This is a genomic window from Streptomyces sp. Ac-502, from assembly GCF_045222935.1.
GTDB lineage: Bacteria > Actinomycetota > Actinomycetes > Streptomycetales > Streptomycetaceae > Streptomyces > Streptomyces monomycini.
The window spans coordinates 7,629,430-7,652,242 of the sequence record NZ_JBHFFO010000001.1 but is presented as its reverse complement, the minus strand read 5'-3'; the positions used below and the strand labels follow the sequence as shown (position 1 = coordinate 7,652,242).

Annotated in this window: 12 protein-coding genes and 3 pseudogenes; 3 read left to right on the top strand and 12 right to left on the bottom strand. The window is 73.3% G+C overall.

Annotation, left to right across the window (positions count from 1 at the left end):
• Window positions 1-198 precede the first annotated feature (198 nt).
• Window positions 199-987 carry a transcriptional repressor LexA gene (gene lexA, locus ACEXOX_RS34880; protein WP_406524877.1) on the top strand — a complete coding sequence of 263 codons (789 nt, stop codon included), beginning with the start codon at window positions 199-201 and terminating at the stop codon, window positions 985-987.
• A gap of 263 nt (window positions 988-1,250) precedes the next feature.
• Window positions 1,251-1,622, top strand: coding sequence for a hypothetical protein (locus tag ACEXOX_RS34875; RefSeq protein WP_406524876.1), 372 nt, complete (start codon window positions 1,251-1,253; stop codon window positions 1,620-1,622).
• A 109-nt stretch (window positions 1,623-1,731) separates the two neighbouring features.
• On the opposite strand, the gene ACEXOX_RS34870 is transcribed toward ACEXOX_RS34875, so the two are convergent.
• From ACEXOX_RS34870 to ACEXOX_RS34845, 6 genes and pseudogenes are all read right to left on the bottom strand, one after another.
• Complete coding sequence (locus tag ACEXOX_RS34870) at window positions 1,732-3,705, bottom strand: ATP-dependent DNA helicase (protein ID WP_406524875.1); 1,974 nt, start codon at window positions 3,703-3,705, stop codon at window positions 1,732-1,734.
• Window positions 3,706-3,760: 55 nt separating this feature from the next.
• Window positions 3,761-5,608: pseudogene (locus ACEXOX_RS34865) on the bottom strand (IucA/IucC family protein); the annotation flags it as partial.
• A 721-nt stretch (window positions 5,609-6,329) separates the two neighbouring features.
• The gene (locus ACEXOX_RS34860) at window positions 6,330-7,085 is read right to left on the bottom strand and encodes a GNAT family N-acetyltransferase (protein WP_406524874.1); all 756 of its coding nucleotides are present in this window, start codon (window positions 7,083-7,085) and stop codon (window positions 6,330-6,332) included.
• A 225-nt stretch (window positions 7,086-7,310) separates the two neighbouring features.
• Window positions 7,311-9,210, bottom strand: a pseudogene (locus ACEXOX_RS34855) (IucA/IucC family protein).
• A complete protein-coding gene (locus ACEXOX_RS34850; RefSeq protein ID WP_406524873.1) occupies window positions 9,108-9,746 on the bottom strand; it encodes a hypothetical protein in 639 nt (212 codons plus the stop codon). Before ACEXOX_RS34850 ends, ACEXOX_RS34855 begins: the two are co-directional and overlap by 103 nt.
• 423 nt (window positions 9,747-10,169) lie before the next feature.
• Window positions 10,170-11,537 (bottom strand): diaminobutyrate--2-oxoglutarate transaminase family protein, encoded by a 1,368-nt coding sequence (locus ACEXOX_RS34845; protein WP_406524872.1) that lies wholly within the window; start codon window positions 11,535-11,537, stop codon window positions 10,170-10,172.
• A 725-nt stretch (window positions 11,538-12,262) separates the two neighbouring features.
• On the opposite strand from ACEXOX_RS34845, the gene ACEXOX_RS34840 reads away from it, so the two are divergent.
• Entirely contained in the window at window positions 12,263-13,450 is a 1,188-nt protein-coding gene (locus ACEXOX_RS34840) for a trypsin-like serine peptidase (protein WP_406524871.1), read from the top strand.
• A gap of 261 nt (window positions 13,451-13,711) precedes the next feature.
• Here the strand turns inward: ACEXOX_RS34840 and hflX are convergent, their stop codons facing one another.
• The 6 genes and pseudogenes from hflX to miaA form a co-directional block, all read right to left on the bottom strand.
• Window positions 13,712-15,199 (bottom strand): GTPase HflX, encoded by a 1,488-nt coding sequence (hflX, locus tag ACEXOX_RS34835; protein ID WP_030020355.1) that lies wholly within the window; start codon window positions 15,197-15,199, stop codon window positions 13,712-13,714.
• A gap of 260 nt (window positions 15,200-15,459) precedes the next feature.
• Window positions 15,460-17,202 (bottom strand): M1 family metallopeptidase, encoded by a 1,743-nt coding sequence (locus ACEXOX_RS34830; protein ID WP_406524870.1) that lies wholly within the window; start codon window positions 17,200-17,202, stop codon window positions 15,460-15,462.
• A gap of 261 nt (window positions 17,203-17,463) precedes the next feature.
• Window positions 17,464-19,765 (bottom strand): annotated as a pseudogene (locus ACEXOX_RS34825) (RelA/SpoT family protein).
• Between the two features lie 193 nt (window positions 19,766-19,958).
• On the bottom strand, window positions 19,959-20,900 hold the full coding sequence (gene dapF / locus ACEXOX_RS34820) for a diaminopimelate epimerase (RefSeq protein WP_406524869.1): 942 nt from the start codon (window positions 20,898-20,900) through the stop codon (window positions 19,959-19,961).
• A 205-nt stretch (window positions 20,901-21,105) separates the two neighbouring features.
• Window positions 21,106-21,675: a hypothetical protein gene (locus tag ACEXOX_RS34815; protein WP_406524868.1), complete on the bottom strand. Its 570-nt coding sequence runs from the start codon at window positions 21,673-21,675 to the stop codon at window positions 21,106-21,108.
• 107 nt (window positions 21,676-21,782) lie between these two features.
• Window positions 21,783-22,721 (bottom strand): tRNA (adenosine(37)-N6)-dimethylallyltransferase MiaA, encoded by a 939-nt coding sequence (miaA, locus tag ACEXOX_RS34810; RefSeq protein ID WP_406524867.1) that lies wholly within the window; start codon window positions 22,719-22,721, stop codon window positions 21,783-21,785.
• Window positions 22,722-22,813 lie beyond the last annotated feature (92 nt).

Below are 22,813 nucleotides of genomic sequence, written 5' to 3'. Positions count from 1 at the left end.
GGCGGGACGGCTCGCCCTCCCGGCCGTCAGCCCGGGGCGAAGAGTACCGCAATGACCCGAATTGCCTTTCGGCTATACACCTAAGCCCGTGATCAGGTCAGCTAATCCGGAAATTTTCACTCGAACGTGTGTTTGGCGCAACCTTTCGAAAGCAACTACCGTTGGCTAACTAGGGAGCACATTCCGAGAGGGGCCGACGTGACCACCACCGCAGACAGCGCCACCATCACCGCCCAGAGCCACTCCCAGAGCCGATTCGATCCGACCCGGAAACCGCCGATGGACGACGCCATGAATTCCGAGGGGCAGAAGCCAGCCCGCTCACTGCCCGGCCGCCCTCCAGGCATCCGCGCCGACAGTTCGGGACTCACCGACCGGCAGCGCAGGGTCATCGAGGTCATCCGGGATTCCGTCCAGCGCCGCGGCTACCCGCCGTCCATGCGCGAGATCGGCCAGGCGGTCGGGCTGTCCAGCACCTCGTCCGTCGCCCACCAGCTCATGGCTCTGGAGCGCAAGGGTTTCCTGCGCCGCGACCCGCACCGCCCCCGGGCGTACGAGGTCCGCGGCTCCGACCAGCCGAGCAGCGCGCCCACCGACACGGCCGGCAAGCCCGCCGCGTCCTACGTCCCGCTCGTCGGCCGGATCGCCGCGGGCGGTCCCATCCTCGCCGAGGAGTCGGTCGAGGACGTCTTCCCGCTGCCCCGGCAGCTGGTCGGCGACGGCGAGCTGTTCGTCCTGAAGGTCGTCGGTGACTCGATGATCGAGGCAGCGATCTGCGACGGCGACTGGGTCACGGTGCGTCGCCAGCCCGTGGCGGAGAACGGCGACATCGTCGCCGCCATGCTGGACGGCGAGGCCACGGTCAAACGCTTCAAGCGCGAGGACGGCCACGTCTGGCTGCTCCCGCACAACGCCGCGTACCAGCCCATCCCCGGCGACGAAGCCACGATCCTCGGCAAGGTGGTGGCGGTGCTGCGGCGGGTCTAACCCCTCCCTCGACCGAGCCCCGGGACCACTGCGCCGGTCCCGGGGCTTGCCTTTGCGCCTGAACCGGCGCCGCCTTCGCGGAAGGGGTGGGGCTTCGTGGGGGGTGCTCAATTGATGGTGGGGGTTACCGCGGGGTGGGGGAGGGTGTTGCGGGTGGGGGCGGGTAGCGGGTTTGTTGGTGTTTATCTACTGGCGGGTCACTCTCTCGGTTCAGCGGTAGGCGCTTGAGGTTGGCTGGGCTGTGGGGGCGGAGGGGGAGTCGGGTGGGCTGGGTGTGGCTGCGGGAGATCGATGCGGTGTGGGCGGCTGCCCGTACCGTCGAGGTGTGCTCGACGCGGCCGGTTCCCGAGCAGCGGGATGTGCTGGTGGGTGAGGCGGCCGACATCGCCGAGCTGGCCGGTTTGCTGGAAGTCGTCCCGACGAACTCCGCCTTTGTTTGCATGTGCACCGGCGACGTGCGCTTCACCGTCCGCGGGGAGATGGGCAAGATCCTCGGCGAGCTGACCCACCACCTCGGCGGAGGGCTGGAATGGCACCCCTGGGGCGGTGAACGCCCACTGCTCCGTCCGTACGAGCTGGCGCGGTGGCTGGCCGAACGCGGAGTGGCCGATACCTCCCCGGCACAGGTCCGGTGAGGAGCGGCTCCGGGGGGCGGAGACGGCTGCCGGAGGCGCCTGGGATGCTGCTGCGCCCCCGGGCGAGCCGGGTGGAGTGCGAGGTTCCGTTTGAGGGCCGTAAGGCCGCCTACGCCTCTTCCGCGGCCTTGGCTGCCTCGTCGATGGCGGCCAGGGAGCGGCGGACCTGGTTGCGGTCGGTGGTGTACCAGAACTCGGGCATGGACCGGCGCAGGAACGAGCCGTAGCGGGCGCGCTCGACGCGCGGGTCCAGTACGGCGACGACGCCGCGGTCGCCCGTGGCGCGTACGAGACGGCCTGCTCCCTGGGCCATGAGCAGGGCGGCGTGGGTCGCCGCGACCGCCATGAAGCCGTTGCCGCCGGCCTCCTCCACGGCCTTCTGCCGGGCGCTCATCAGGGGATCGTCGGGGCGCGGGAACGGCACCCGGTCCATGACGACCAGCTGGCAGTTCGGGCCCGGCACGTCGACGCCCTGCCACAGGGAGAGCGTGCCGAACAAACACGTACGGGCGTCCGCGGCGAAGTTGCGGATCAGTTCGCCCAAGGTCTCCTCGCCCTGGAGGAGGATCGGCATGTCGAGCCGTCCGCGAAGGTTCACGGCGGCGGCCTGGGCGGCGCGCATGGAGGAGAACAGGCCGAGCGTCCGGCCGCCGGCGGCCTCGATCAGTTCGGCCAGCTCGTCGAGCATGTCCGTACGGCTGCCCTCGCGGCCCGGCTGGGCCAGGTGCTTGGCGACGTACAGGATGCCCTGCTTGCCGTAGTCGAACGGCGAGCCGACGTCCAGGCCCTTCCACCGGGGGACGTCCTCACCCTCCGTGCCCTCCGGGGCCAGGCCCAGGGAGGCGCCGACGCCGTTGAAGTCCCCGCCGAGCTTGAGGGTGGCTGACGTGAGCACGACGGAGCGGTCGGCGAAGAGCTTCTCACGCAGCAGGCCGGAGACCGACAGGGGCGCGACGCGCAGCGAGGCGCCGAAGCGGTCGTGGCGCTCGCACCAGACGACGTCGTACTCGGAACCGTTGGCGATCCGCTCGGCGACCGCGTGGACGTTCTCGACGGAGGCGAGGGCCTGCTTGCGCACGGCGTCCTCGTCCTGGACGGACTTGTCGCGGGTCGAGCCCAGGGCCGAGATCACCGTACGGGCCGCGTCCCGCAGCGCCATCAGGCAGTACCCGAGATCCTCGGGGATCTCCTCCAGGCGGCCGGGCAGGGCCAGCTCCATCAGGCGCTCGAACGTCTCCGAGGCGGTCTGGAGCTGGTCGGCGGCCTTCTCGTTGACCAGCTTCGCCGCGCGCTTGACGGCCCGGTTGACCTGGCCGGGAGTGAGCTCCCCGGTGGCCACGCCGGTGACCCGGGAGACCAGTTCGTGTGCCTCGTCGACGATCAGTACGTCGTGCTGGGGCAGCACCGGGGCGCCTTCGATGGCGTCGATGGCCAGCAGGGCGTGGTTGGTGACGATCACGTCGGCGAGCTTGGCGCGCTCGCGGGCCGCCTCGGCGAAGCACTCCGCGCCGTACGCGCACTTCGAGGCGCCCAGGCACTCCCGGGAGGAGACCGACACCTGCCCCCAGGCGCGGTCGGAGACGCCGGGGGTGAGATCGTCGCGGTCGCCGGTCTCGGTCTCGTCCGCCCAGTCGCGCAGCCGCAGCAGGTCCTTGCCCAGCTTGCTGGTGGGCGTCGCGTGCTCGAAGGGGTCGAAAAGACCCTCTTCCTCCTCCTGCGGGACGCCCTCGTGCAGACGGTGCAGGCAGACATAGTTGGAGCGGCCCTTGAGCATGGCGAACTGCGGACGGCGGCGCAGCTGCGGGTGCAGGGCCTCGACCGTGCGCGGCAGGTCGCGCTCGACCAGCTGGCGCTGGAGCGCGAGGGTGGCTGTGGCCACCACCACACGGTCGCCGTGGGCCAGCGCCGGCACCAGGTAGCCGAGCGACTTCCCGGTGCCGGTGCCGGCCTGTACGAGCAGGTGGGAGCTGTCTTCGACCGCTTCGGCGACGGCTTCGGCCATGGCGACCTGGCCGGGGCGCTCGGTGCCGCCGACAGCGGTGACGGCGGCGTGCAGCAGATCGGGGAGGGAGGGCTTCGTCATAGCGTTGCCACCCTACGCGGGCCCACTGACAGTCTGCTCGGTCACGGGTGGTGGAGGGGTTCGGCACGGTGCCGTGGACGGCGGCGTGCGGGCGCTGGGCACGGTCGCGGTATCCGTCGAGGTGGAGCCGGTTGCGGTTCAGGCAGAGCCGGGCGATGCGGGGCGTGAGCAGGTCGAAGGTCTCGTGGCGTTTCTTCAGGTGCGGGAAGCGCCCCTGGTGGCGCAGGATCTCCGCCCGTACGAGGGACCAGAACTCGGCTTCCGGGACCGCGAGTTGCTCCTCGCAGAGCGGGGCGAGGTAGCGGAAGACCCCGACGAAGAGTCCGGAATGGATGAACTGGGTGAGGAAGTCCGGCGGTTCGGTGAGCAGCACCGCGCGGACGTCGGCGGGCATCGTGGCGTGCTCCGGCAGCGGCTCGGCGCTGGTGTTGACGTCGTCGACGAAGTCCTTGACCGCGAGGCGGGTGGGGACGTCCTGCTGGTCGAAGACGACGATGGCGTTCTCGCCGTGCGGGGAGAAGACCGTGCCGTACTGGTAGAGGAAGTGCAGCAGGGGCGGCAGCAGGGCGGCGAAGAGGTGGCGCAGCCAGACGCGGGGCGCCAGGCCGGAACGGTGCACCAGCTCGGCGGTTAAAGCCCGCCCGTGCGGGTCGGTCTGCAATAGCGCGGCCAGGGTCCGGGCCCGCTCCCCCGGGTCCAGACAGCGGCTGATCGGCTCCCGCCAGATGCAGCCCAGCAGTTCCTTGTACTGGTACGGGACGCCGGGCAGCCGGTCGTACAGGGGGTGTTCGACGGTGACGGACGCGGTCTCGCCGAGCAGGATCACCCGGGTCTCGTCGCGCAGGTACGGGTCGGCGTCGCGCAGGCCGTGGACCCAGGCGGTGACGGCGGGGGCGGCGATGGTGCGTTCGGTCGGCAGGCCGCGCCAGACCAGAGTGTTGAGGACGGAGAGCGGGAGCTTGACCGTACGGGCGCTGGGGCGGCTGGTGTTGAGGAAGGTGCGGATGGACTGCTGGGGCAGTCGCAGGTCGTTGTCAGTGGTGAGTGGGACGATGGATTTGTCGGCGAGTTGGGGGGCGAAGAGGGGCGCGACGGTCTCGTCCCACTGCCAGGGGTGGACGGGGAGGTAGAGGTAGTCGGCGGGGTCGAGGCCCTGCGAGGAGAGGGTGCGGGCGAAGGCGTCACGGACGGCGGGGGTGAGTTCATCGGCGTAAAGACGATCAGGGGTGGCCAGGGCCGGCACACCCCGGTAGACGGCCAGCCGGCGGTGTGCGGCGATCCAGGGCAGCCGCTGCGGGGTGCGGGCCTCGGGTGACCACACGGCGGCGTCGGTCGCCGAGAAGCCCAGCCGCCCCTTGTTGGCGACGAGCCAGGGGTGGCCGATCTGGTGGCCTTCCAGGGCGGCGTAGTCGAGGTCGGCGAGCTCCGCCGCGCTGAGGGCCGTGGCGTCCAGGCGCGTGTCGGCGGCGAGTGTGGCGGTCAGCTCGCGGATGAGGTGGCCGGTCGTGTCACCGGACAGGCCCAGGACGTTGTCGTGGGCGTGGAAGAGGAAGTGAAGGGGGTCGCCTGTGGGGGTGATGGAGTCGGGGTCGATACGCCAGTGCCCGTACGCGCCGCGCCGGGCCCGGAAGCGGTAGGTGACGTCAGCACTCAGCCGCAGCCGGTAGGGGCGGGAACCGTCGGTGGTGGGCTCGGGAGTGGCGCCGGCGTGCGGGGCGCGATGCGGGGTGCTGTCGGCGGTACGGCCGGGGGGACTGCCCGTGGTGCTGCCGGGGGTGCTGTTGGAGGTGCCGCCGGGGGCGCCGTGTCCGCCGCGCGGGCCGGGGGCGGAGGCGGCGCTCGGGTCGGGTTCCGGGGCGATGACCTCCTCGTAGGCGAACTCCGCCAGGATCTTGGCGAGCAGCCGGCGAGCGGCTCTCTGCCATGCACGGTGGCTGTCCGCCTCGTCGCCGGGCGGTTCGTCCCCTGGGGCTTCGGACGGGGTGGAAGCTCCGGGGGTGGGGAAGGCGTGGCCGGTGGCGGTGGGGACGACGGCCGTGGGGTCGGCGGCGTCCGCGGGGCCGGAGGCGGGTGCGGAGGCGGGTGCGGGGCCGGAGGCGGGTGCGGGGCCGGAGGCGGGTGCGGGGCCGGAGGCGGGTGCGGAAAGGGGATCGGAGGCGGAGACGGAGGCGAGGGCGGAATCGGGGTCGGGGGTGACCTCGGGATCGGGGGTGAAGTCGGGGTCCGGGAGGGAGTCAGAGTCGGGGTCGCCTACGCCGGGGCGGCTGTGGTGGCTGCTGCCGGGAGCGGTGACCTCGGGGCTGTCGGCGCCGCGGTGGCGGGGGCCCGGGCTGTCGCCGCCGGAGTCACCGGCACCGGAAGCGGGGCTATGGAGGGGTTCGGAAGAAGGACGCAAGGCGGGACTCCTGGGGACGAGACCTGAGCGACACGGACAGTGCGCGGAGAAATGGGGTCAGGTGTGGAGACGCGGGCAGTGCGAAGGGTGCGGGCGGAGGGGACGGGGAGGACGAGGGGCGGGGGTGGTGGGTTGGAGGGCAGACGGCTGGAGACCGTGAGACGGCACGTGGGCAGGCGGGAACCGCCGGCGGGGGAACGTCGGCGGCGGGCGCGCGGGGCGGGGACGGTCATAGGAGGTGGCGGTGGACACGGTCGCGGACCATGAGGGCCGCGCGTTTGTCGGGCAGGTCGATCTCGTCGCCGTAGCGGAATCCGGCGCCGAGGAAGGCGGCGACGGACGGGACGTTGCGCAGGTCGGGCTCGGCGATGACCCGGCCGCACCGCGGGCGGTGGTCCAGTACGAGATCGGCGGCGGCCCGCAGCAGCGTGGTCCCGATGCCGCGGCCCCGGTCGGCGACGCCCCCGATCAGCAGGTGCAGCCCCGTGTCGTGCGGACGGGCCGGGTAGTAGCGGGCGATCGGGTCCAGGTCGGCGCGGTAGACCTCCCAGTAGCTCATGGGGACACCGCTCAGTACGCCGAGGCAGGGCACGCTGCGTCCGTCACCGTCGAGCTGGGCGCGCAGGTGGGCGGCGGTGGTCGCCTGGGGCCCGGCCAGTTCCCAGAACGCCGCGACGGCCGGGTCGTTCATCCAGGCGGAGATCAGCGGCAGGTCGCGTTCGAGGCGTACCGGCACGAGTTGGAACGGCCCGGCGGCAGTGGCCGCCGGCCCCCAGTCGGCGACGTGGTCGAGCAGGACTCCGCGGCCCGGGCTGTCGGCCGGGCCGGTGGAGGCGAAGAGGGGCGCTTCGCTGAAGAGCGCCGTGATGTCGGGCGGCAGGTGCAGGTCGAGGGTGTCGTCGAGCGCGTCGTCCGGAGAGGTTTCGAGGGGGTGGTCGAAGGCCTTTTCGGATCCTGGATCGATGCCGGATTCGGTGGGGGGCACGGTGGCGCTCTCTCCTTTCCGGGCCTCCTCACGAGGTCACGGGGTGGGCGGTCGGGGAGTCGGGGAGTGGGCGGGACGGAGGGATGGGGAGGGTGGAGGGCCCGGTGCTGTCGTGCGCCGGGCCGGGGACGGGTGGAGCAGGGGCTGAAGGCGGGCCCGGGGTTCGGTCAGGACGGGAGCTGGGACAGGTGGTGGAAGCGGGACGGGGCCGGGGCCGGACGGGGGTCAGGGGCGCAGGGGGTTGGGGATGGTGACGTAGACGGACTGGGTGTCGACGGGGCCGACGAGTTCGTCGAGGCCGCGCAGCCGGGTCAGCAGGTTGGCCTTGCAGCGCAGGGTGCGGGCTTCCAGGAGCCGGCCGGGCAGCGGCGAACGGTGTTCCGCCGGCCCGGTGGCGGCGTCGGTGAGGAACCGCCGGAAGGCCGCGAGGAGCACCTTCTCGGCGGCCAGGCGCTGGGAGCCGAAAGCGCCGATGAGGCCGAGGACGTTGTTGATGCCGAGGTAGTAGGCGAAGCGTTCGTCGGTGACCTCGTCGGTGACGAAGGTGTCGCTGGTGGAGCCGATGCCGGGCAGCCGCCGTTCCAGCTCCGTACGGCGCGACTCGCGGAAGTAGTAGCCCTGGTTGTCCCGGTAGCGGCCGCCGGCGGGCCAGCCGTCCCGGTCCAGCAGGACCAGGGTGTTCTGCTGGTGTGCTTCGAGCGCGACGCCCGCGGTGCCGTCGAGCCAGAGGACGGGCCGTACCACCGCTTCGAGGTAGCGCAGGAACCACTCGGTGGCGACGGCGCCCGCGGGCCGCCCGGTGCGGGCGGTGAGCCCGCCGATGACGTCGGCCAGACGGGAACGCAGGCCGGTGCGGCCGGGCCAGGGGCGGGGGAGGTGAGGGCGGCGATGCAGACGGCGTCGTCGGTGGCGTCGAAGGGGTTGTGCCGGACGACCACGTCCAGACCGTGCACCGGCTCGCCGCCGGCTCCGGTGACGCCGAACCAGGCCGGGTCGCGGACGATGTCGAAGCCCGGGGAGCCGGGAAAGGCCGCCCGCCACTGTGCGGCCAGGCCGGTGCGCAGCAGCCGGTGCACCTCGACGCCGCGTTCCAGTTCCTTGCGGAGGTTGTCGCGGCGGGAGTTGGTGATGCGTACGCCCAGGGAGAGCTTGAGCATGGCGTCGCAGCCGGGCCGGAAGACGGTGCGTACGGAGGAGGTGGGGTGCCAGGCGGGGCCGCCGGGGCCCAGGTCGTGGAGGTGGCCTGCCTCGTACATTCCGGCGATGTCCGGGCGGTGGCCGAGTTGGTGGGCCTGCCACGGGTGCATCGGCAGCGGCAGGGTGCCTGCGGGCGCCTGGGGTGCTCCTTCGGCGAGCCGGGCGGCCAACTGTTCGGCGGGGACGGTCCGGCCGCGCTCGGTCCAGGCCGAGGCGGCGGCGAACACGTCCTGGTGGACTGCCGTCCAGTGCAGGCGGAACGCGCCGCGCAGTTCCGGGGAGTAGGCGCGAGTCTCCGCGTCGGTCAGGCCCTCCCGGCTCTTGGGGGTCGGGTGCATGGGGTGGCCGAGGAGCAGGGCCTGCTCGGCGGCGAGGAAGCGGGAGGTGTCGAGGTCGTCGGCCGGGGCGGCGCGCCGGTCGGCTAGGAACACCGCGGTGTGCCGTACGGAGTCGGCGACGCGGCCGACGAGGTCGGCGCTCTCGCTGTCCGGCGTTCCGCAGGGGTGACCGGGGGCGGTTCGGCGGGGGCTGGTTCGGTGGGGGAGGTCCGCTGCGGGGCGGGCAGCGGGGTGGGCAGCGAGGCCGTGCCGGTGTCGTCCGTACTGGTCAGGGGGCGGGTGACGGTGTCCGTACTGACGGGAGCGCTGCTGACGCTGTCCGTGCTGGCGGGAGCGCTGCTGACGCTGTCCGTGCTGGCGGGAGCGCTGCTGACGCTGTCCGTGCTGGCGGGAGCGCTGCTGACGCTGTCCGTGCTGCCGGGGGCGCTGTCGGTGCTGTCGCCCGCGCCGCCGCGTACGGCCTCGCGGCGCAGCAGGGCGGCGAGGGTCACGGCGTCCAGGGGTGCGGCGTCGGCGGGTGTGCCTTCCAAGGTGGGTGCGCCGAGACGGTGCCAGCCGGTCTCCGACCAGTACAGGACGGGTACGTGCAGAGTTGCCGCGCTGGCGTCGAGAGGAGGCGCAGCCGGTTGCCGGTCGGGCGGGGCGTACCGCTCTCACGGATCCAGCAGCGGAGCAGGCTCTCGGCCCCGGCGGCGTCGGCGGCGACGGCCGGGTCCTGATGTTCCAGCCGGTCCTCATGCTCCAGCCGGTCCTGCACGGGGGCACGCATCGGGTCGGTGCCCTCGGGCGCGGGGCTCTGACCGGCGGCGTTCTCATGGGCGCCCCCGGCCGGGGGCTCGGCGTCGATCTCGTCGTCGATCTCGGCGTCGGTCTCGTCGTCCCCGTACACCGTGACGACCCGGGTGGCGCCGAGTCCGTGGCAGTCCTCAAGGCCGTGCCGCTCGTGATGTCCGAGCCGTACGGCACAGCCGGTGTGGCCGCCGTGCTCGCCGTTCTCGCCGCTGTCGTGGGCGCCGGCGCGCCGGTTCTGCCGCGGCACGGCGGGTTCCCGCAGCCGGGCCAGGGGTTCACGGGGCAGACGTCGCTCGTCGGCCGGAGTCCCGTCGGGGCCGGGGCGTTCGTTCATCGGGGTGTGCCTCGCAGGGTCGGCGCGGTCGACGCGGTCTGGACGGTGGTGGAGCGATGAGAGGACGTTGAGCAGGGGGCGGGCGCGCGCCGGGGAGCGACCGTGCGCGCACGAGGAGCGGTGCGCCCGTAGGGGCTCCCGCGTCCGGGCTGGTCAGGGCCTTTGGGCCCGCCTGCCGCCGAAGCCCCACGCACCCGATCGCGAGCGCGCACGCCACCACGATCACGATCACGAGGACCGGTGCGAGTACGAAGAGGCGCGGCGCGTTGGAGGCGGACGGACCGGAGCGCCGGTCCGCGGCGGCGCGCCGGTGCGCAACCGGGCGCCGGCGCGCAACCGGGCGCCCGGCGCCGTGCTTCCGCGCGCCCGGAGCGAAGCGAACCCCCGCTCCCCTCACTCCCCCGCGCGCCCCACTCCCCCCGCTCACGCTGTCCCCCCGGAGGACGCTCCGGCTGTTGCGGACGCCGCCAGCGCGTCGGCGAGGCGGTCGAGGACCGCGTCCGCCTGCTCGTCGGTGATGGTGAGCGGGGGCAGCAGCCGGACCACCGACCCGTGGCGGCCGCCCAGTTCGATGATCAGGCCTCGGTCGAGGCACTCCCGCTGGACGGCCGCGGCCAGTGCGGGAGCGGCCGGGCGGGCCCCCGACGGGTCCGGGTCGGCGTCCGGGTCGACCAGTTCCAGGCCGAGCATCAGGCCCCGGCCGCGTACGTCACCGATGCAGCCGTGCTCGGCGGCCAGCGCTTCCAGCCGGGACGTCATCCGGGCGCCCAGTTCACCCGCGCGCCGCGCCAGGTCGTTCTCCCGGACGTACGCGAGAGTGGCCGCGCCGGCCGCCATCGCGAGTTGGTTGCCGCGGAAGGTGCCCGCGTGCGCGCCGGGCCGCCAGGTGTCCAGTTCCTCGCGGTAGACGATGACCGCGAGCGGCAGGCTGCCGCCGATCGCTTTGGAGAGGACGAGGACGTCGGGCACCACTCCGCTGTGTCCGACGGCCCAGAACGCGCCGGTGCGGCCGACGCCGGTCTGCACCTCGTCCACGATGAGGGGGATGCCGCGCGCGGCCGTGATCTCGCGCATCCGGCGCAGCCAGCTGTCGGGGGCGGGGATGACGCCGCCCTCGCCCTGGACCGGTTCGAGGATCATTCCGGCCGGTCTGGCGACGCCGCTCTTGTCGTCGTCGAGGACGTTCGCGGTCCAGCGCGCCGCCAGTTCGGCGCCCTGTTCGCCGCCGGTGCCGAAGGGGCAGCGGTAGGCGTACGGATACGGGAGACGGGTCACGGAGGTGTCGCGCGCGCCCCCTGACGCCGCGAGCGCCCCCGCCGTCATGCCGTGGTACGCGCCGGTGAAGGCCGCGAGTCCGTCCCGGCCGGTCGCGGTCCGTACGAGCTTGAAGGCGGCCTCGACGGCGTCCGTGCCGGCCGGCCCGCAGAACTGGATGCGGCCGTGGTCGGCCAACTCGGGCGGCAGGGTGGCGAAGAGTTCGGTGACGAAGGCGTCCTTGACCGGGGTGGCCAGGTCGAGGACGTGCAGCGGGGCGCCGGAGTCCAGGACGGAGCGGATCGCTTCCAGGACGACGGGGTGGTTGTGGCCGAGCGCCAGGGTGCCCGCCCCGGAGAGACAGTCCAGGTAGCGGCGGCCGTCGGCGCCCTCGATGGTCAGCCCGCGGGCACGCACCGGGACGATGGGGAGCGAGCGAGCGTACGTACGGGCGGCGGACTCGCGGAGCGACTGCCGCCGCAGGATGCCCTCGTGGGCGGGAGGGGGTGCCATCGGCAGAGGCTGGGTCAAGGCCACGGCGGTTCGGTCCTCCTGCTGCTGGACTCTTCTGTTGAACTGCGGATGCACCGGCGGATGCCGTGCGGGGCACTCCGGATGCGCTCGCGAATGCGCTCCGGATGTGCTCCGAACGCACTGCGGGTGCACTGCGGGCGGGCCCGCCGCGCGCCGGCCGCGTCCCCCCGGGTCGCTTCCGTCGCGCTCCGGGCCTGATCCGCTGCCGGCAGGTCGCCGGGCCTGGTCGGTGGACGGACCGCTTTTCCTGCCGCCGGACACGGCTCAGCCGTCCCCCGTACGTATCAACGACGGTGCCCGCGGGAGAACACGGCCTCCCGCAAGATCCTTGCCGTGTCCGGGCGCCGGGTCGACGGGGCGCCCACCGGCGCACCACCCGCGCGCCCCGCCCCGTATAGCGCCCCGCGCGCACTCCCGCACCACCCCGATACCGTCCCCGCGCTCCCCCGGAACCCTCCCCGCACCACCCCGACACCGCCCTCGCCCCACCCCCCCGTACCGCCTCCGCGGAATGATCCCCACCGGACCGGAACCGGGGACCCGCTCACCGCCGTCCCCAACGGCACCGGCATAGTGGGGACCTGCGCCCGGCTTTCCGGTGCATGACAAAACAGCAGATGCGGGCACGTCCGGGGCAAGACCGGCACGATCACCCACGGCGCGGCACGGCCGCCCGGGGCCGGACACGCGCCCACGGCAAGCCTGAACAAACCAGGGGGAGTTCACCCATGCGATCCATACGTCGGCCGGTCCTGGCCGCGGCCGCCCTCACCGCCGTGGTGGCGCTGACCGCCACCGGCTGCGGGCCCGAGGGCAACCAGGCGGACGGCAAGCCCAGCCAGTCCGCGGAACAGGGCGGTGCGGGCGGGGGTGGCTTCACGATCCCCGAGGACATCCAGGACAAGCTCAAGGAACACGGCGTCGACCTGGACAAGTGGAAGAACGGCGAGTGGAAGAACTGGGACAAGGACAAGTGGCTCCGCGAGGCCAGTGAGTTCATCAACCCGATCATCAAGGGGCTGTGGGACCCGGACCGGGCGAGCAAGGCCAAGCCGCCGAAGGAGCCCACGCCCAAGGACATCTCGGGCGACCAGGGGCGGACCGACCCGGACCCGCGGCCGGTCCAGGCCAAGGCCGTCAAGCCGCCGTTCGGCCAGAACGCGCCCGGCCTCGGCAAGATCTTCTTCGACACGCCCGAGGGCCACGCGGTCTGCTCCGGCGCGGTGGTCAAGGACCCGGCGCACCCGGGCAAGTCGAACCTGGTGTGGACCGCGGGCCACTGCGTGCACGCCGGCAAGACCGGTGGCTGGTACCGCAACATGATCTTCGCCCCGTCGTTCAACGACACCGGCAAGACCGCGGCCCAGCTGGAGACCGCCTCGCGTGAGCAGATGTTCCCCAAGGGCGTGTGGTGGGCCGACGGCGCGTCGACCTCCAGCCAGTGGATCGGCCAGGGCGGCCCGCAGGGCAACAGCGTGCCGATGGCGCCGTACGACTTCGCGATCATGCACGTCACGCCGGAGAAGGGCGCGGGCAGCAAGTCCCTCGAAGAGGTCGCCGGCGGCGCCTACTCGGTCGACTTCAACGCCTCGGCGGTCCCGGACATCAACAGCATCACCGCCCAGGGCTACCCGGCCGAGGCGCCGTTCGACGGTGCGACCCTTCAGCAGTGCACCGACAAGCCGGGCCGGCTGTCGCTGGACGCCAAGAAGCCGACCATGTACCGCATCGGCTGCCTGATGACCGCCGGTTCCTCCGGTGGCCCCTGGTTCGCCAAGGGCTCGGACGGCAAGCCGGCGCTGGTGTCCAACACCTCGATCGGCCCGCGTCCGGCCGGCTGGCTGGCGGGCCCGCACCTCGGCCCGGAGGCCAAGAGCCTGTACAACGCGATGAGCAAGAAGTTCGCGTCGAAGTAGACGGCCCGATCGGCGGGCACCCGGCACGCGCCGGGTGAGCGAGTGGGGTCACGCATCCGTACGACCGTGGTGACTGGTTTCAGCCGGTCACCACCGGTACGGGTACGTGGCCGCCGCGAGCCTCCCGCGAACCGCGCGACGGCCTTGTCCGCGAGCGCCCCTGCGGGCAGTCCCGCAGCAGAGTACGGCGAAGGCCCGCCCCCTGGATCGGGGGCGGGCCTTCGCCGTACTGCGTGCGGTGCGGTTCCTACGGCTGCCGCGTCACGCGGCGGGGACGTACGGCCGGAACTCGGCGGCCAGCTCCTCGTGCACCCGCGCCTTGAGGACGGTGCCCTCCGCGACATGCTCCTCGGAGATCACCTCGCCCTCGGCGTGCGCCCGGGAGACCAGGGCACCCTGCGTGTACGGCACCAGGGCCTCGATCTCGACCTGCGGCCGCGGCAGCTCCTCGTCGATCAGCGCGAGCAGCTCGTCGATGCCCTGGCCCGTGCGGGCCGACACCAGCAGCGCGTGCTTCTCGTTGCGCAGCAGCCGCTGGAGGACCAGCGGGTCCGCGGCGTCCGCCTTGTTGACGACGACGATCTCCGGTACGTGGGTGGCGCCCACGTCACGGATCACCTCGCGCACGGCGGCCAGCTGCTCCTCCGGGACCGGGTGCGAGCCGTCGACCACGTGCAGGATGAGGTCGGAGTCACCGACCTCCTCCATCGTGGAACGGAACGCCTCGACGAGGTGGTGCGGCAGGTGGCGGACGAAACCGACGGTGTCGGCGAGGGTGTAGAGCCGCCCGCTGGGCGTCTCGGCCCGGCGCACGGTCGGGTCCAGAGTGGCGAACAGCGCGTTCTCCACCAGGACGCCGGCCCCGGTCAGGCGGTTGAGCAGGGAGGACTTGCCCGCGTTGGTGTAACCGGCGATGGCCACCGAGGGGACCTTGTGACGACGGCGTTCCTGCCGCTTGATGTCGCGGCCGGTCTTCATCTCCGCGATCTCCCGGCGCATCTTCGCCATCTTCTCGCGGATCCGCCGGCGGTCCGTCTCGATCTTGGTCTCACCGGGACCACGCGTGGCCATACCGCCGCCCGCGGAGCCGGAGCCACCGCCACCCATCTGCCGGGACAGCGACTGGCCCCAGCCGCGCAGCCTGGGCAGCATGTACTGCATCTGGGCCAGCGAGACCTGCGCCTTGCCCTCACGGGACTTGGCGTGCTGGGCGAAGATGTCGAGGATCAGGGCCGTACGGTCGACGACCTTGACCTTGACGACGTCCTCCAGGTGGATCAGCTGGCCGGGGCTCAGCTCACCGTCGCAGACCACCGTGTCGGCGCCGGACTCCAGGACGATGTCGCGCAGCTCCAGGGCCTTGCCGGAGCCGATGTACGTGGCGGGGTCGGGCTTGTCGCGGCGCTGGACCACGCCGTCGAGCACCAGCGCGCCGGCGGTCTCTGCCAGCGCGGCCAGCTCGGCGAGCGAGTTGTCCGCGTCCTGCACCGTGCCCGTGGTCCAGACGCCGACCAGCACCACACGCTCCAGGCGCAGCTGGCGGTACTCGACCTCGGTGACGTCTTCGAGCTCGGTGGAAAGCCCGGCCACGCGGCGCAGGGCGGCCCGCTCGGTGCGGTCGTACTGTGCGCCGTCACGCTCCCCGTCGATCTCGTAACTCCAGGCGACGTCCTCTTCCATCAGGGCGTCGGCCCGGCGGCTCTCGGGGAGGCGCTGTCGGTCCTGTGGAAGGGAAGAAGAGGAGGTCATTTGATCCTTCGCGTCGTTGGGACGTCCCGTACGGGGCCCTGCGGCCCCGGGACTCTCGATCGTGACAACGTCCGGGCCGCCCGGGAGATTCCCGGTGCCGGCCCCGTCATCGGCCAGACGATGGTCGCACGACTGATGGTCACCGTCACACGGATTTTCCGTGCGGGAGGCGGGAGGGTTGTGAGGGGCGTGTGGGGACGGACCGGGCCGCCCCGGACCGGGCCGCCCCTGGCCGGGTCTCCCCTGGCCAGGCGACGGGCTCACCCGCGCGGCCTCGCGCCCGGCCCGCCCACCGGCTTCCCGGCGGGCTTCCCAGCGGGTTTCCCGGCCGACTGCCCCGCCGGCTTCGCCCCCGGCTTCCGTGCCGGGGGCTGCGGGGTGCGGTGGTGGCTCTTCCAGTCCGGGTGGCCCGGCATCGGCGGCGTCTTCGCGTCGTACAGCCAGCCGCGGAAGAAGCCGCCGAGGTCCTGGCCCGAGATGCGGGAGGCCAGCGCGACGAAGTCGGCGGTGCCCGCGACGCCGTCGCGGTGCCGGGTCACCCAGGCGCGCTCCAGCCGGTCGAAGGCGGCGTGTCCGATCTTGGCGCGCAGCGCGTACAGCACGAGGGCGCTGCCGTCGTACATGACCGGGCGGAAGATGCCGGTCTTGTTGCCGGGTGCCGGGGCCTTCGGTGCCCCGGGCGGGCCGCCTTCGGCGCGCATCCGGTCCGAGACGCTGTAGGCACGCCGGGTCCGCTCGTCCATGGACATCTTGGAGTGCTCGTGCGCGTACAGCTCCTCGTACCAGGTGGCGTGCGACTCGTTGAGCCAGGCGTCCGACCAGGTGCGCGGGGTGACGCTGTCGCCGAACCACTGGTGCGCCAGCTCGTGGACCATGATCGCTTCGACGTACCAGCGGGGGTACTGCCCCGTGGTGAACAGCCGCTCCTCGAAGAGGGACAGCGTCTGGGTCTCCAGCTCGAAACCGGTCTCGGCCTGGGCGAGCAGCACGCCGTACGTCTCGAAGGGGTAGTGGCCGACCTTGCTCTCCATCCAGGCGAGCTGGCCGGGCGTCTTGGCCAGCCAGGGTTCCAGACGCTTGCGGTCGGCGGCCGGTACGACGTCACGGAGCGGCAGGCCGCGTGGCCCGGTACGCCGGACGACGGCGGAGCGCCCGATGGACACCTGCGCCACTTCGGTGGCCATGGGGTGGGCGGAACGGTAGACCCAGGTGGTCATGGCGGGGGCCGCCCGCTCCTGCCGTACGTCCGGTCCCGTACGGGTCGCGCTCTTCCCCGGCCTCGGCGGAGCGCCCGGGTAGCGTGCCACGCGTGTTCCGTTGGCGACGACCGTCAGATTCTCGGGTGCGGTGACGCGGAAGGTGTAGAGGGCCTTGTCCGAGGGGTGGTCGTTGCCCGGGAAGACACGGTGCGCGGCGTCGACCTGGTTGGCCATCACCAGCCCGTCCTTCGTGCGCAGCCAGCCGACCTCCTTGTCCTTGCCGCCCTTGGGGGGACGCGGGTCGCTGGTGTGCCGGACGACGATCCGTACCGGGGTTCCGGCGCGCACGGTGCGGTGCGGCGTGACGATCAGGTCCTCGCCGCGGCTGACGTGGGGCGCGGGCCGGCCGTCGACCTCGACGGACCGGACGGTGCCGTGCGCGAAGTCGAGGTTGATGCGCTTGAGGCGGGCGGTGGCCCGTGCGGTGATCTTCGTGACGGCGTCCAGTGGCCGGTCGTTGCGGCCGGAGTACGTCAGGGCGATGTCGTACGACCGGACGTCGTAGCCCGGGTTGCCGAGGTGCGGATAGAGCCGGTCGCCGACACCGAGCGGTGTGGCGTCCGGCAGACCGGCGGCGACCAGTGCGGCGGCAGCGAGCAGGCCGAGGGCGCTGCGGCGGCGGACGGCGGCACCGGGGCGGCGGCGCGGACGCGGGCCGGGTGTGGCGCCTTCGGGGCCCCGCCCGGGGGCGGAACCGGGGCCGGGAGCGGGGCCGGGAGCGGGGTGGGACGAGGAAAGCGGCATGACAAACCGCTATCAGCGCGGTGCGCCCGCCCGTGGCCGACGCGACAGTACGGCACCCGAACGGGGGGCTCCGTGCGCCCGTCGAGGCTGGAGGGGCGGGTGTGGGCACCCGGTCTCGGGGAGGTCGCACCGCGCGGAGTACCGGCCCTCGCGCCCCCGGCTCCCGTGCGCCCGGACGCGCTCCGGCGCACGCCTCCGCCACGACCCCGCGCACGCGCCGGGGGCCGAGCACGGGCGCTGGGCGCAAGCGCCGGGCGCTCCTCAAGAGCGCGCCACCACCGACTGCGCCCGCCCCGCCCGCAGCACGTCGAAGACGCCCGGCACCTGCCGCATCGCCCGCATCAGGGACGGCAGTTTGGCCGCGTCCGGGAGGTGGAGGGTGTAGGTGTGCCGCACGCGCTGCTCACGGGGCGGTTCGACGGCCGCGGCGACCACGGCGGCGCCTTCGGCCGCGATCGCCTCAGTGAGGTCGGCGAGCAGGTGCGGCCTGGTGAACGCCTCCGCGAGGAGGGTGACCCGGCAGCCTTGTACGCGGTTTCCCGCGCCGCGCCAGCGTGCGCCGACCGGCTGCCGGCCGGACGCGGCCATCCGGGCCACCACGGGACACAGCGCACGGTGCACGGTGACGATGCCGCCGCGGACGGCGAAGCCGGTGACGTGGTCCGGCGGTACGGGGGTGCAGCAGCCCGCGAGCCGTACGGTCGCGCCGGGCAGATCGGTGGACAGGGCGGCGGTGTCACCGCCGTGACGCCCGGACGCCGCGGCGGCCCCGGCACCCCGCGTCTCGCCGGTTCCGCTCGGCGCGCCCGCCCCCACCGGGCCCTCCCCCGCCCCCGCCTCCGCGCCGGGGTGAGCGGCCAGCCAGCGCGAGATGGCGAGCCGGGCCGCCGGGGTACGGGTGTGGTCGAGCCAGTCCGGGGAGGGACCGGCGGCGGAGTCGGGGGCCATGAGCAGGTGCACGCTGTCGCCGTCGCACAGGATCGTGGAGAGCGTCGCCAGGCGTCCGTTGACGCGCGCGCCGATGCAGTGGTGGGCCCCCTCGCCATACAGCGCGTACGCGGCGTCCACACAGCTCGCGCCTGCGGGCAGGCCGACGGTGCCGGTGCACGCCGTGCCCGTACCGACGGGGTCCGTCGCGACCGTGCCGCTCCCGTCGTCGAAGCCGCCCTCCGCGCAGAAGACCGTGATCTCCCGGTCCTGGGCGAGGTCGTCGCGCAACGAGGTCCAGAACGTGTCCGGGTCGGGGGTGGCGCGCTGCCACTCCAGGAGGCGGCACAGCCAGCCGGGCTGGGTGGGGTCGACGCGCTCGCCGTCCTCGACCGCCGGCACCCCCACCGCGCCGCCCGCCACCGCCCCGGACGGGTCGGAGCCGTCCGCGGGGGCGTACGGGTTGCCCAGCGCGATCACCCCGGCCTCCGCGACCCGGTGCATCCGATGGGTCCGGATGAGCGTTTCCGCAATGGCGCCGTCCTCGTCCGATACGGCGGTGTGCAGCGACTGGTAGAGGTTGAACTTCGGCGCGGCGATGAAGTCCTTGAACTCCGATACCACCGGGGTGAAGCAGGTGTGCAGCTCGCCGAGGACCGCGTAGCAGTCGGCGTCCTCGGCCACGAGCACGAGCAGCCGGCCGAGGTCCGCGCCGGTGACCGCGCCGCGCGCCAGGCGCACCCGGTGCACGGAGACGAAGTGCCGCGGGCGGATGAGGACTTCGGCGTCGATGTCGGCCTCGTCCAGGACGGCGCGCACCCGCTCCGCGATGGAGTCGAGCGGGCCCGGTCGGCCGGCGTGGCCGAGGACGAGCGCGCGGGTGGTGGCGTACTCCTCCGGGTGCAGGATCGCGAAGACCAGGTCCTCCAGCTCGCTCTTGAGCGCCTGCACGCCCAGCCGTTCGGCGAGCGGGATCAGCACGTCCCGCGTCACCTTGGCGATCCTGGCCTGCTTCTCGGGGCGCATCACGCCGAGGGTGCGCATGTTGTGCAGCCGGTCGGCCAGCTTGATGGACATCACGCGGACGTCGTTGCCGGTGGCGACCAGCATCTTGCGGAACGTCTCGGGCTCGGCGGCGGCGCCGTAGTCGACCTTCTCCAGCTTGGTCACGCCGTCGACCAGGTAGCAGACCTCCTTGCCGAACTCCCGGCTCACCTGATCGAGCGTCACTTCCGTGTCCTCGACGGTGTCGTGGAGGAGGAGGCGGTCAAGGTCGTGGTCTCGGCGCCCAGTTCGGCCAGGATCAGGGTCACCGCGAGCGGATGGGTGATGTACGGCTCACCGCTCTTGCGCATCTGTCCGCGGTGCGAGGACTCAGCGAGCGCGTAGGCCCGGCTGAGGGTGTCCAGGTCGGCGTCCGGGTGGTGGGCACGGTGCACCTTCGCGACGTGCTCCAGGGCGTCCGGCAGGCCGTCGCGGGGGCCGGCCCGAGCAGTGCGGCCCGGCCGATGCGGCGCAGCCCGCGCAGTTCCAGACGGGGGCGGCCGCGTCTGCGCTGGGCGGCTTCCCCCAGGTCGGACGGACCGGCCTGGGCAGGCGCGACGGGGTTACCAGGGTTCGTGGCCTCTGCGCTCATGGGCACCTCCGGCGGCGTCGACCGGCGGTGGGGCTCCCGCAGTCAGTCGCCCGGGCCGGTGCTTGATGCTACCGAGCCCATCACGCAGCGCTGTCCCGCTCTCGCCCAGCGTGAAACGGATCACCCATTCGAGGTAAGAGCCTGTGTCATGGCCCCGGCTGGGCGCCCGGGGTCAGGACACTGGCTCCAAGCCTCAGCCCAGGGCCGTGACCAGCCAGGCGGGGTCCAGCGTGCCCTGGCCGACGATGACCGCGGGGCCGGTCATCTCGACCGTGCCGTCCGGCAGCTCGGTGATCGTCAGGCTGCCGCCCAGCACGTCGACCGTGTACGTGACGGGGCTGCCGGTGGCCGCCGGGTCGGTGCCGTCCCGGCGGGCGGTGGCGACGGCGACGGCGCAGGCGCCCGTACCGCAGGAGCGGGTCTCGCCGGAGCCGCGCTCGTGGACCCGCATCGCGACATGGCGCGGGCCGCGGTCGGCGACGAACTCGATGTTCACGCCGTCGGGGTAGACGGCGGCTGGGCCGAACGGCGGGACCTCGCGCAGCTCACCGGCGTGGCCGAGGTCCTCGACGAAGGCGACGGCGTGCGGATTGCCCATGTTCACGTTGCGGGCGGGCCAGCTGCGGTCACCCACGGTGACCGTCACGCCGTCCGGGAGCAGCTCGGCGCGGCCCATGGAGACCGTGACCTCGCCGGACGCGGCCAGGCGTGCCGTACGGACACCGGCGCGGGTGGCGATGGCCAGCTCGCCCTCGCCGGCCAGGCCGGCGTGCTGGAGGTAGCGGGCGAAGACGCGGACGCCGTTGCCGCACATCTCGGCGACGGAACCGTCGCCGTTGCGGTAGTCCATGAACCATTCGGCCTCGCCGGCCATGGCGCGGGCCGCGGGGTCGGCGGCGGAGCGCACCACACGCAGCAGGCCGTCGCCGCCGATACCGGCCCGGCGGTCGCATATCCGGGCGACGGCGGCGGCGGACAGCTCCAGGACGCCGTCCGGGTCGGGGACGATCACGAAGTCGTTCTCCGTGCCGTGCCCCTTGAGGAAGGCGATGCCCCGGCCGGGGCCGCCCGCGGCGGTCGTGGCGGCGCTCACGGCGGCCTCCGTGGCCTCTGCGGTCCCCTGTGCGTTGGTCATGTCTGCATCGTACGGCGCGGCAGTGACAGTGCGTGTCCCGCCCCGGTCAGCGCCTGTTTCGGCCCCGGCCCAGGCCCCGCCCCGGCCCCCGGCACGGACGGCGGTCAGTGCCGACCCCGGCCCCGCGCGGTCTGCGACCAGTGCCGACCCCGGCCCCGGCACGTCCGGCGGTCAGTGCCGACCCGGGCCCCGGCGCGTCCGGCGGTCAGTGCAACCGGGCGACGCGCCACACGGCGAGCAGCGCCAGCACGGCCACGACCGCGGCGTACGCCAGGACGACGCGCCAGTCCGGGCGGCGGCCGGAGCCGCGGGCGGGCAGGCCGGGCCAGGTGTGGCCGACCCGGCGGGCGGCCATCATGCCCCAGCCCGCGGCACAGCCGAAGAGCAGCAGGCCGAGCATGGAGATCACCGCGCCGCCGTCACCGCCGAACTCGAAGGCCAGCGGGAAGGCGAACATCAGCGAGCCGAGGATGGCCAGGCCCACGATCGGCGCGAGCTGCCAGATGCGCAGCCGGCGCGGCGGGCGCAGTTCCCGGAAGGACTCACCGCCCTCGGCCGCCTCCGCGGGGCCGTCCCCGGTGCCCAGGGGCGCCGGGCGAACCGGTTCTCCCAGAGCGTCCGGGCCGTCGGGCCCGACCGCCGCCGCGTGGTCCAGGGCAGCCCTGTCCGGACCCACGGCTCCGGGCCCGTCCTGGGTCAGCGACTCGGTCGCGTCCCGCTGTCCGTCTCTCGGCCCGTCCGGTTGCTGCGGTCTGTTGCGAGGGCCGGCCTCCATCGCCACGCGCCCTCCCCACTCCGACTGCACGCCTCGATCGAAGGTCGATGATGACACGCTCCCGGCGGCCCGGATGACGGGCGGAGCGTCCCGATGCCAGGACGTGATCAGGCTGTGACCGGTCGTTCGACCAACGCCAGCGCCCGCCCCGGGAGTTCCGTGCGGTCCGCGGCGGCGCCGCTGAGCCAGTGGACCCGGGGGTCCCGGCGGAACCAGGAGTCCTGGCGGCGTGCGAAGCGCTTGGTGGCGCGGACCGTCTCGGCCCGCGCCTGCTCCTCCGTGCACTCCCCCGCGAGCTGGGCGAGCACCTGCTGGTAGCCCAGGGCGCGGGAGGCGGTACGGCCCTCGCGCAGCCCTTCGCCCTCCAGCCGCCGCACCTCGTCGACGAGACCTTCCTCCCACATCCGGTCCACCCTGCGGGCGATGCGGTCGTCCAGTTCGGGGCGTGCCACGTCGACGCCGATCTGCACGGTGTCGTAGACCGCCTCGTGCCCGGGGAGGTTGGCGGTGAAGGGGCGGCCGGTGATCTCGATGACCTCCAGGGCGCGTACGATGCGGCGCCCGTTGCTCGCCAGGATGGCGCGGGCGGCCTCCGGGTCGGCGGCGGCGAGCCGGGCGTGCAGAGCTCCGCTGCCCTGCTCGGCGAGCTCGGCCTCCAGCCGGGCCCGTACGTCCGGGTCCGTACCGGGGAAGTCGAGGGCGTCGATGGCGCCGCGTACGTAGAGGCCGGAGCCGCCGACGAGGACGGGGGTGCGGCCCTCGGCGAGCAGCCGGTCGATCTCGGCGCGGGCCAGCCGCTGGTACTCGGCGACGTTCGCGGCCCGGGTGACGTCCCAGAGGTCCAGGAGGTGGTGCGGGACGCCCTGGCGTTCGGGAACCGTCAGCTTGGCGGTGCCGATGTCCATTCCCCGGTAGAGCTGCATGGAGTCGGCGTTGACGACTTCGCCACCGAGATGGCGGGCGAGCGCAACGCCCAGATCGGACTTTCCGGCCGCGGTGGGACCGACGACGGCGATGACCCGGGGTGCGGGAACTGCGGTGTTCACCGGCCCAGTCTCGCAAACCTGCGGGCCGCATCTCGAACGAGCGACGTGACGGCTCGCCTCCGTGTTCGTTGCCTGTTGCGAGGTTCCGGCCG

What these genes read in the sequence shown, in the direction of transcription:
- ACEXOX_RS34850 (WP_406524873.1), bottom strand. Translation starts at nt 9,746, where the DNA reads ATGAACGAACGCCCCGGCCCCGACGGGACTCCGGCCGACGAGCGACGT.
- ACEXOX_RS34870 (WP_406524875.1), bottom strand. Translation starts at nt 3,705, where the DNA reads ATGACGAAGCCCTCCCTCCCCGATCTGCTGCACGCCGCCGTCACCGCT.
- ACEXOX_RS34815 (WP_406524868.1), bottom strand. Translation starts at nt 21,675, where the DNA reads ATGGAGGCCGGCCCTCGCAACAGACCGCAGCAACCGGACGGGCCGAGA.
- ACEXOX_RS34830 (WP_406524870.1), bottom strand. Translation starts at nt 17,202, where the DNA reads ATGCCGCTTTCCTCGTCCCACCCCGCTCCCGGCCCCGCTCCCGGCCCC.
- ACEXOX_RS34840 (WP_406524871.1), top strand. Translation starts at nt 12,263, where the DNA reads ATGCGATCCATACGTCGGCCGGTCCTGGCCGCGGCCGCCCTCACCGCC.
- dapF (WP_406524869.1), bottom strand. Translation starts at nt 20,900, where the DNA reads ATGACCAACGCACAGGGGACCGCAGAGGCCACGGAGGCCGCCGTGAGC.
- hflX (WP_030020355.1), bottom strand. Translation starts at nt 15,199, where the DNA reads ATGACCTCCTCTTCTTCCCTTCCACAGGACCGACAGCGCCTCCCCGAG.